General features: G+C 54.6%; 11 protein-coding genes. 9 read left to right on the top strand and 2 right to left on the bottom strand.

Going from position 1 to position 7,200, the window contains the following annotated elements:
- Positions 1-67: 67 nt before the first annotated feature.
- Positions 68-241: a hypothetical protein gene (locus BP822_RS11500; protein ID WP_157863779.1), complete on the bottom strand. Its 174-nt coding sequence runs from the start codon at positions 239-241 to the stop codon at positions 68-70.
- A 94-nt stretch (positions 242-335) separates the two neighbouring features.
- On the opposite strand from BP822_RS11500, the gene BP822_RS11495 reads away from it, so the two are divergent.
- The 9 genes from BP822_RS11495 to BP822_RS12905 all read left to right on the top strand — a co-directional run bounded on the left by BP822_RS11495 (position 336) and on the right by BP822_RS12905 (position 6,721).
- On the top strand, positions 336-1,208 hold the full coding sequence (locus BP822_RS11495; RefSeq protein WP_013719881.1) for an ABC transporter ATP-binding protein: 873 nt from the start codon (positions 336-338) through the stop codon (positions 1,206-1,208).
- Positions 1,205-2,011: an ABC transporter permease gene (locus tag BP822_RS11490; RefSeq protein ID WP_013719882.1), complete on the top strand. Its 807-nt coding sequence runs from the start codon at positions 1,205-1,207 to the stop codon at positions 2,009-2,011. Before BP822_RS11495 ends, BP822_RS11490 begins: the two co-directional genes overlap by 4 nt.
- A 68-nt stretch (positions 2,012-2,079) precedes the next feature.
- Positions 2,080-2,256 (top strand): F420H2 dehydrogenase subunit FpoO, encoded by a 177-nt coding sequence (gene fpoO, locus BP822_RS11485; RefSeq protein WP_013719883.1) that lies wholly within the window; start codon positions 2,080-2,082, stop codon positions 2,254-2,256.
- A 69-nt stretch (positions 2,257-2,325) separates the two neighbouring features.
- Positions 2,326-2,718 carry an OB-fold nucleic acid binding domain-containing protein gene (locus tag BP822_RS11480; RefSeq protein ID WP_048132327.1) on the top strand — a complete coding sequence of 131 codons (393 nt, stop codon included), beginning with the start codon at positions 2,326-2,328 and terminating at the stop codon, positions 2,716-2,718.
- Between the two features lie 66 nt (positions 2,719-2,784).
- Positions 2,785-4,029: a saccharopine dehydrogenase family protein gene (locus BP822_RS11475; RefSeq protein ID WP_286878327.1), complete on the top strand. Its 1,245-nt coding sequence runs from the start codon at positions 2,785-2,787 to the stop codon at positions 4,027-4,029.
- A gap of 46 nt (positions 4,030-4,075) precedes the next feature.
- On the top strand, positions 4,076-4,834 hold the full coding sequence (locus BP822_RS11470; RefSeq protein ID WP_286878326.1) for an SAM hydrolase/SAM-dependent halogenase family protein: 759 nt from the start codon (positions 4,076-4,078) through the stop codon (positions 4,832-4,834).
- Position 4,835: 1 nt separating this feature from the next.
- On the top strand, positions 4,836-5,801 hold the full coding sequence (gene mer, locus BP822_RS11465; RefSeq protein ID WP_013719886.1) for a 5,10-methylenetetrahydromethanopterin reductase: 966 nt from the start codon (positions 4,836-4,838) through the stop codon (positions 5,799-5,801).
- A gap of 22 nt (positions 5,802-5,823) precedes the next feature.
- The gene (locus BP822_RS11460) at positions 5,824-6,378 is read left to right on the top strand and encodes a nicotinamide-nucleotide adenylyltransferase (RefSeq protein WP_013719887.1); all 555 of its coding nucleotides are present in this window, start codon (positions 5,824-5,826) and stop codon (positions 6,376-6,378) included.
- A gap of 97 nt (positions 6,379-6,475) precedes the next feature.
- Positions 6,476-6,721, top strand: a complete 246-nt coding sequence (locus tag BP822_RS12905) for a nucleotidyltransferase family protein (RefSeq protein WP_342674274.1) — start codon at positions 6,476-6,478, stop codon at positions 6,719-6,721.
- On the opposite strand, the gene BP822_RS11455 is transcribed toward BP822_RS12905, so the two are convergent.
- Positions 6,616-7,200 (bottom strand): AAA family ATPase (locus BP822_RS11455; RefSeq protein WP_286878325.1); only part of this gene is annotated, 585 nt, incomplete at its 5' end. The two genes, BP822_RS12905 and BP822_RS11455, sit on opposite strands and share 106 nt — an antisense overlap.

The raw sequence follows: 7,200 nt of genomic DNA, 5'->3' as shown, positions 1-7,200 counted from the left end.
AGGCCATATTCTCTGCCTGGACTCACCCACATAATTCAGCGAAGAGCCTTCAGTTATCTATGCCCAATCACATTACTCCTGCAATCTTGAGCAGATACATGCCGGCGTTCTGCATCTGAGATAGCATTGCCTGGTCGACCTTGAACTCCTTTATAGTGGAGACCAAGCTCTCCGGGCTGTCCGCATAGTCCATGGAATTCCAGCGAATGAATATGCCTGCAATCCCCAGCACTGCCTTCATCAGGGCAATCTTAGAATCAATCTTAAATATAACGAAAAAAATTAGATAATTTATGCGGTTCCATACCGATCGATAAACAGATGAGAGATAATGGATGTATTCAATCGAGACACGGGATTTAACCAAGAGTTTTGTGCTGTATAGAGGATTCCTGGATGCCATAAGAAGATCCGGAAATAGAGATATTCTGACCACGCTGGATAGAGTCAACATCAAAGTTCAAGAGGGGGAGGTCTATGGCCTTCTCGGTCCAAACGGAGCGGGCAAGTCCACTCTGATCAAGATACTGTGCACCCTTATTCTTCCGTCAGAGGGAGAGGCATATGTAAATGGCTATGATGTGGTGAAAGAGGGTCAGCAGGCAAGGGAGTCCCTGGGCTTTGTGACCACCGATGAGAGGAGCTTCTACTGGAGGCTATCGGGCAGAGAGAACCTGCAGTTTTTTGCCACTCTCTACAATCTTCCTCAGAGCGTCGTCAGGTCAAGAACAGAGGAGCTTTTGGATGTGGTCCGGCTCAAACACCGGGCAGATGAGCCCTTCTATAGCTACTCTGCGGGCATGAAGCAGCAGATGGCCATCGCCCGGGGGCTTTTAAACGATCCTGCAGTCCTCTTTATGGACGAGCCGACCAGAAGCCTGGACCCGGGAGCGGCAAGGAACCTGCGGAAATTCATCAAGGAGAAAATCGTGGCAGAGAAGGGCAAGACCATATTCATCTCCACTCATCAGCTGGATGAAGCGGAGGAGCTCTGCGATAGAGTGGCCATACTGGATGAGGGGAAGATCAAGGCAAATGGGAGCCCGTTGGAGCTGAAGGCCGGTCTTTCCCAGGGTTGCACTCTGGGCGATGTCTTCAGCCATTATACCGGCAAGGCATCGCTAGATGAGCAGTCGACGCCATTTCCAGTAAACATCCCCCGGCAGAAGAGCAGAGGGCGGGGAATAGGCAGAAGGAGGGGAATATGATCTTCGAGAAGGCATTCTGGTTCATCAAGAAGGGCTATATGTTGCAGTTGAGCTACAAGTTCGACTTCTTCTTAAGGCTGTTTTTCATGCTCTTCAATATACTGACCTACTACTTCATCGCCAAGCTGATAGGAGATGGGGCAGCCAAGTACCTGGAGCCCTATGGAGGGGATTATTTCTCCTTCGTCCTCATAGGCATGGCCTTTTCCGGATATCTGATGATCTCGCTCCGGAGCTTTTCCGAGAGCGTGCGAGATGAGCAGATGATGGGAACTTTAGAGGCCATGCTGGTGACCCCCACCAGCACATCGAGCATCATCGCCCTGTCATCCCTGTGGAACTTCATCTTCGCCTCCTTCCGGGTGCTGCTCTATCTGGTCATAGGCATACTCTTAGGAGTGGATATGACTCAGGCCAATGTTGGAGGCGCGCTATTGATCCTGGTCCTCACTATAATATGCTTCAGCAGCATAGGAATACTCTCGGCCAGCTTCATAATGGTCTTCAAACGGGGAGACCCGATTAACATGCTTCTGATGGGCACCTCTGAGCTCTTTGGAGGGGTCCTCTTTCCCATCGAGGTATTCCCGTCCTGGCTGCAGAGCATCTCTCACATCCTGCCCATCACCTACTCGGTCAATGGCATGAGGCATGCTCTCTTGCAGGGGTACTCCATCGGCGAGCTGGCTCCGGAGTTGCTCAGCCTGGTCCTGTTCTCGATCGTGCTGCTTCCACTGAGCCTGTTTGTGTTCGAGAGGGCGGTTTTAAAGGTCAAGGCAGAGGGAGGATTGGTGCAGTATTAATGGCGCTTTCAACAGAAAAGTTCAACAATGAGAAAAACCTACACCCATGCGTAGGAGATGAATCTAATATGGCTGATTGCGATCTATGTACCCGTGCTCGTCCAACACTTTATCCCATCAAGGCTCCGGTGCATAACCTGACCTATCCTGAGGGAGCCTATAAGGGAGTATGCGACATCTGCCTGGAGCATCTGGAGAAGGGCTGGCAGGAGCGCTTTGGGTCCAAGCCTGAAGAGAAAAAATAAATTAACTTATTTTTAACATAATTTTTCTTAGGATTCTGCTAGCCTTGGCTATGCCTGAAGATGATGATTATGAGGATGCAAAAGGAGGAGAAGATAGTAGTGGTATTGCTTTTCATGGCACTAGGCTCACTGGCAGCCGCCTTCTGGGCCTTCAGCCCCGAGGAGAGCTATACCCCTGCCTCTGGGGATATGGGATCCGGGGAGAATTCCCGCTCCCCTCTCATCACTCTGGACGGCCGGATCACAAGCGCAGAGAATACCAGGAGCGGCGGCAATCTGATCTTAAACCTGGATTCGACAGCAATGCCCGTTTTCATTCCCGCCAGCTCTGGGGCAAAGGAGCTATCAGCTCAGCTTCAGAAGGATACGCGGGTGAGGATCACCGGAACCATAAATAGTTATCAGGGCAAAGATGAACTGAAGGTATCCAGAAAAGCAGATGTCCAGCTGCTGGAAGGATGATCCATCCCGGGAGAAGATCCAAATGACGGCTAATCTAATTCTGATAGGTAACAGAGAGGAGGAGAGTTGAAGGCGCTCGTCCTGGGAGGCACGGGAAGAATCGGCTCGGCGGTGGCCTGGGATCTGGCCAGGTACGGCGGAGCCGATGTGGTGGGAATCGCTGGCCGAAGAGAGAGATCACTGCAAAAGACCCTTGATTGGATAGGTAGCGACCGAGTTGTACCCCACCTCATCGATATCTCCGACCCCAGGGAATCCAGAAGGCTGATGCAAGAGTATGATATTGGGATCATCGCCCTTCCCGAGAGAAGGAGTAGCTATAGAGCGGTGGAGACGGCGATAGGCGCAGGCCTGGATGCTGTGGACATCCTGGAGGAGTATCACCGCCGACCGGATCCCTATGAGAAGGAGGGTTTGGCAGCACCAACGGGCATGACCCTGGACGATTATGGCGAGTCGTTGCACAAAAAGGCTATTGATAGCGGTGTTGCCCTTCTGGATGGCATGGGATTTGCCCCTGGACTCTCCAATGTCACCCTGGGCGAGGGAATCAGAAAGGTGGGAGCCAAAAGGGCGGTGGCCCGGGTGGGCGGGATTCCCTGCCGAGAGGCAGCGGCCCGCCACCCATTGCAGTATATGATCACCTGGTCCTTTGATCATGTTCTGCGCGAGTACATGGTCAGGGTCAGGGTGCTGGAGAACGGCCAGGTGGTAGAGGTGGCGGCAACCTCAGGACGGGAGAGCTTCCGGTTCCAGGAATGCGGAATCGATGAGCAGCTGGAGTGTGCCATCACCCCAGGGATGCCCAGCTTCCTGTACACCCACAACCATATGGAGAGCTTCTCTGAGAAGACGGTTCGCTGGCCGGGCCACTGGCAGGCCATTGACACCCTGAAAGAGTGCGGCCTCTTGGATATTGCTCCTATAAATTATGCTAGTCAGTCCGTCTCCCCCCGGGACTTCTTCTTGAATTTGATAGAGCCGAAGCTCAGACCCCTGCCCGGTGACGAGGACGTCTGCGTCATGTGGAACACTGCCTGGGGAAGGGATGAGCAGGCCGAATACTTCATGTGGACGGGCGCAGACAGCAAAAACGGCATATCTGCCATGGCCAGGGTGACCAGCTCCTCCGCAGCAATTGCCGCCAGGCTTCTGGCCCAGGGCAGGATCAAGAAGAAGGGAATTGTTGCTCCGGAGGAGGCCTTCAAGGATGAAGCCTATAGCGATCTCATGCGGGAGCTGGAAAGAAGGGGGATCAATATAGTGGAAGCGATAAAGCCCGTGAAAGCAGAAACAACGCTGAATGCCTGAAAGCCAGGATGAAGAGAAGAAAGGAGCGAGAAAGAGGAGATAGATCTTGATCATAACCCTTCTTTCCGACTTTGGCTCCTTTTATCCCGCTCAGATGAAGGGGGTGATCCTCTCCCGGCTGCAGGGCAAATCAGGAAATATCGCTGGCAAGATAACCTTCGTGGATATTGCCCATGACATCCCCGCACAGGATGTGAGGGCGGGGGCGTTTGCTCTTCTCTCCACGGTCAGGTTCTTTCCCCCTGGAACCATTCATATTGCAGTGGTCGATCCTGGGGTGGGGACAGCCAGGCGGAGCCTGGTGGTGGAGAGCGGCGGCCAGATGTTCGCAGGACCTGACAATGGCCTTCTCATTCCCGCCGCTCGCTCCCTGGGAAGGCCGGTGGCCTATGAGATCACCCCCCATCCTGGGGCCTCCAGCACCTTTCACGGCAGGGATGTGTTCGCCCCCGCTGCGGCCCTCATCGCCGCTGGCCAGCCACCGGCAAGCCTCGGTCCCAGGGTCCTGCCTGTGGACCTTGATTTTGGCGAAGCAAAAAAGACTGCTCACGGCCTTGAGGCCACAATCATTTATGTCGACCGTTTCGGCAACCTCATCCTGAACTTGCAGAGGCTTCCCGCCCAGGATATGATGCTCAAGGGAGTCAGGCTGAAGAGGGCGAGAACCTATGCCGAAGGGCGGAGGATCGAACCACTTATAACCCTGGGGAGCCATGGCTTTGCAGAAATTGCGATCAACCAGGGAAATGCCAGCGAGGCTTTTTGCCTGAAGGCTCAAGATCGCATCGAGCTGGAGGAGATTTGAGTTGTTTGGAATAGAGTTCGTTCCCGATGAATCGGTACTGAAGATCGGCTATATGGCGAAGCTGGCAGAGGATGCTGGATTTGGAAATATCTGGATCACAGATCACTACAATAATAGGGATGTCTGGACTACCCTCGCAGTACTCTCTTTATTGACCAATAAGATCTCGCTCGGAACGGGCGTCACCAACCCCTACACCAGGAATGCGGCCATCACTGCCTCCAGCATCGCCTCCATAAACGAGCTCTCCGGCGGGCGGGCAATCCTGGGCATAGGTCCCGGTGACAAGGCCACATTCGATAAGATGGGTATCGACTGGGACAAGCCCCTCTCCAGGGTTAGGGAGACTGTCCTGGCGATCAGAGCCTTCCTGGCTAAAGAGCAGGTCAGCCAGGCGGGGTTCAAGGGGGCTCAAATGTCCTTTACCACCTCGAAGATACCAATTTATATCGGCGCTCAGGGTCCCAAGATGCTGGAGCTGGCCGGGGCGATCAGCGACGGTGTTCTGATCAATGCCTCCCATCCCGATGATTTCAAGTTCGCTGTGCCCATGATCCGCGCGGGAGCTGAAAAGGCAGGACGCAAGCCTGAGGACGTCCAGGTATGCGCTTATGCCAGCTTCAGCGCCGACAAGGACCCGGCCAAAGCGGTGAATGCCTCCAAGATAGTGGTGGCCTTCATCGTTGCCGGGTCGCCCGAGAACGTGCTGGAGAGGCACGGCATAGGAATGGATGAGGCCAAGGCCATATCGGACGCTATCTCCCGATTCGACTTCAAAGGGGCGATGGATGGCGTGACCCCGAGGATGACCGAGGCCTTCTCCATATCTGGAGCGCCTGCAGACTGCAGGGCAAGGATAGACGAGCTTTTATCGACCGGAGTCACCCAGATTGTGGTCGGCTCGCCCATAGGCCCCAATAAAGAGAGCGCCATAAAGCTCATCGGAAAGAAAGTCATCGGAAAATAGGCCAGAAAGGAAGGTCAAGGCTATGCGCGGGCTTTACATTGGGCGATTTCAGCCCTATCACCTCGGCCATCAGGCAGTTCTAGAGGAGATCGCACGAGAGGTTGATGAGATAGTGATAGTGATCGGAAGCGCCCAGGAGAGCCATGGCCCGGAGAACCCCTTCACCAGCGGGGAGAGGATGGAGATGATCTATGCCGCGCTGGGCAAAGGGGAGCTGCGGAAGAGGTGTATCGTCACCACCCTGCAGGATATCAACCGCAACTCATTGTGGGTCTCACATCTGCAGTCCATGGTGCCCTGCTTTGACTTGGTCTACTCCAACAACCCCCTGGTCATCCGGCTCTTCTCCGAGGCGGGGGTTGAGGTGAAAAAGCCCCCCCTGTATCAGCGGGATGTGTACTCCGGATCGGCCATCCGCGCTCTCATGCGGGAGAGAGGAGACTGGGAGAGGCTGGTGCCTCCGGCAGTAGCGGGTTTCATCCAGGAGATCAACGGGGTAGAGCGGCTCTGCCAGGTATCAAAGAGCGATAGCGTACATTCTGCGGATTCGGCGATGCATAACTCCAGTATGATTTAGCGGTGATGGAGAGTTCACAAAGTTGGGCATGATGATGTGAAGCATCCCATTAGGCAGATTTTTAATCTTTGCCAGCAAACGATTAAATGACACCATTATGAATATCTTTGATATCGTGAGAGGGCACGAGCAAGAAATTGAGAAGAGATTTGGCGTTAAGAGAATAGGCCTGTTCGGCTCTTTCGCTCGGGGAGAAGAAAAGGATAGCAGTGATGCAGACATAACGGTCGAGTTTGATCAGCCCACCATTGACTCTCCGCTGACGCCCTTTTCAATCTCCCCCACGAGCTTCACCACCTTCCGGCGCAGATCCTCCAGGCTTCCCGAGTTGTCTATCCGGTAATCCGCCCTCTCCATGGCCCGAGCTAATCCCCAGCCCTTCTCCCGGCACTCCCTCTCCTCTAGAGCGGTGGCAGAATTGCTTTTTGCCTGGCCTTCAGCAGAAGCATTGCCCCCCACCTCTCCGCATACCTTCGGATCGTCCGGCCGCCCCCTCTTCTCCAGCCGCCCCAGCCGGGCATCTGCTGCTGCCCAGACCTCAATTAAGTAGAACTCATCTGCCTGGGATCGAAAGAACTCCGCCTCCGCTCCGGAGCGCAGACCGTCTACCACAACCAGGTCTCTTCCCGTCTTTCGAGCCATCTTTAGCGTCTTTCTGGCTATGGCCTCCGCCCCTTCTTTCTCCCGCAGGGCATTGCCTATCCGGCCCAGGTTCTGGTCGGTCGGCTCCAAACCCTGCCGGGCCGCCTCCTGGCGGATGACATCCCCCATTACCACCACGCTCAAACCCAGCTCTCGAGCGATCTTCGAGGCCTCGCCCTT

The sequence above is a fragment of the Methanosaeta sp. UBA458 genome, assembly GCF_002496085.1.
Classification (GTDB): domain Archaea; phylum Halobacteriota; class Methanosarcinia; order Methanotrichales; family Methanotrichaceae; genus Methanothrix; species Methanothrix soehngenii.
Note: the sequence above shows the minus strand (reverse complement) of the source record. Positions and strands in the feature narration are given on the sequence as shown.

What these genes read in the sequence shown, in the direction of transcription:
- BP822_RS11500 (WP_157863779.1), bottom strand. Translation starts at nt 241, where the DNA reads ATGAAGGCAGTGCTGGGGATTGCAGGCATATTCATTCGCTGGAATTCC.
- BP822_RS11495 (WP_013719881.1), top strand. Translation starts at nt 336, where the DNA reads ATGTATTCAATCGAGACACGGGATTTAACCAAGAGTTTTGTGCTGTAT.
- BP822_RS11490 (WP_013719882.1), top strand. Translation starts at nt 1,205, where the DNA reads ATGATCTTCGAGAAGGCATTCTGGTTCATCAAGAAGGGCTATATGTTG.
- fpoO (WP_013719883.1), top strand. Translation starts at nt 2,080, where the DNA reads ATGGCTGATTGCGATCTATGTACCCGTGCTCGTCCAACACTTTATCCC.
- BP822_RS11480 (WP_048132327.1), top strand. Translation starts at nt 2,326, where the DNA reads ATGAGGATGCAAAAGGAGGAGAAGATAGTAGTGGTATTGCTTTTCATG.
- BP822_RS11460 (WP_013719887.1), top strand. Translation starts at nt 5,824, where the DNA reads ATGCGCGGGCTTTACATTGGGCGATTTCAGCCCTATCACCTCGGCCAT.
- BP822_RS12905 (WP_342674274.1), top strand. Translation starts at nt 6,476, where the DNA reads ATGAATATCTTTGATATCGTGAGAGGGCACGAGCAAGAAATTGAGAAG.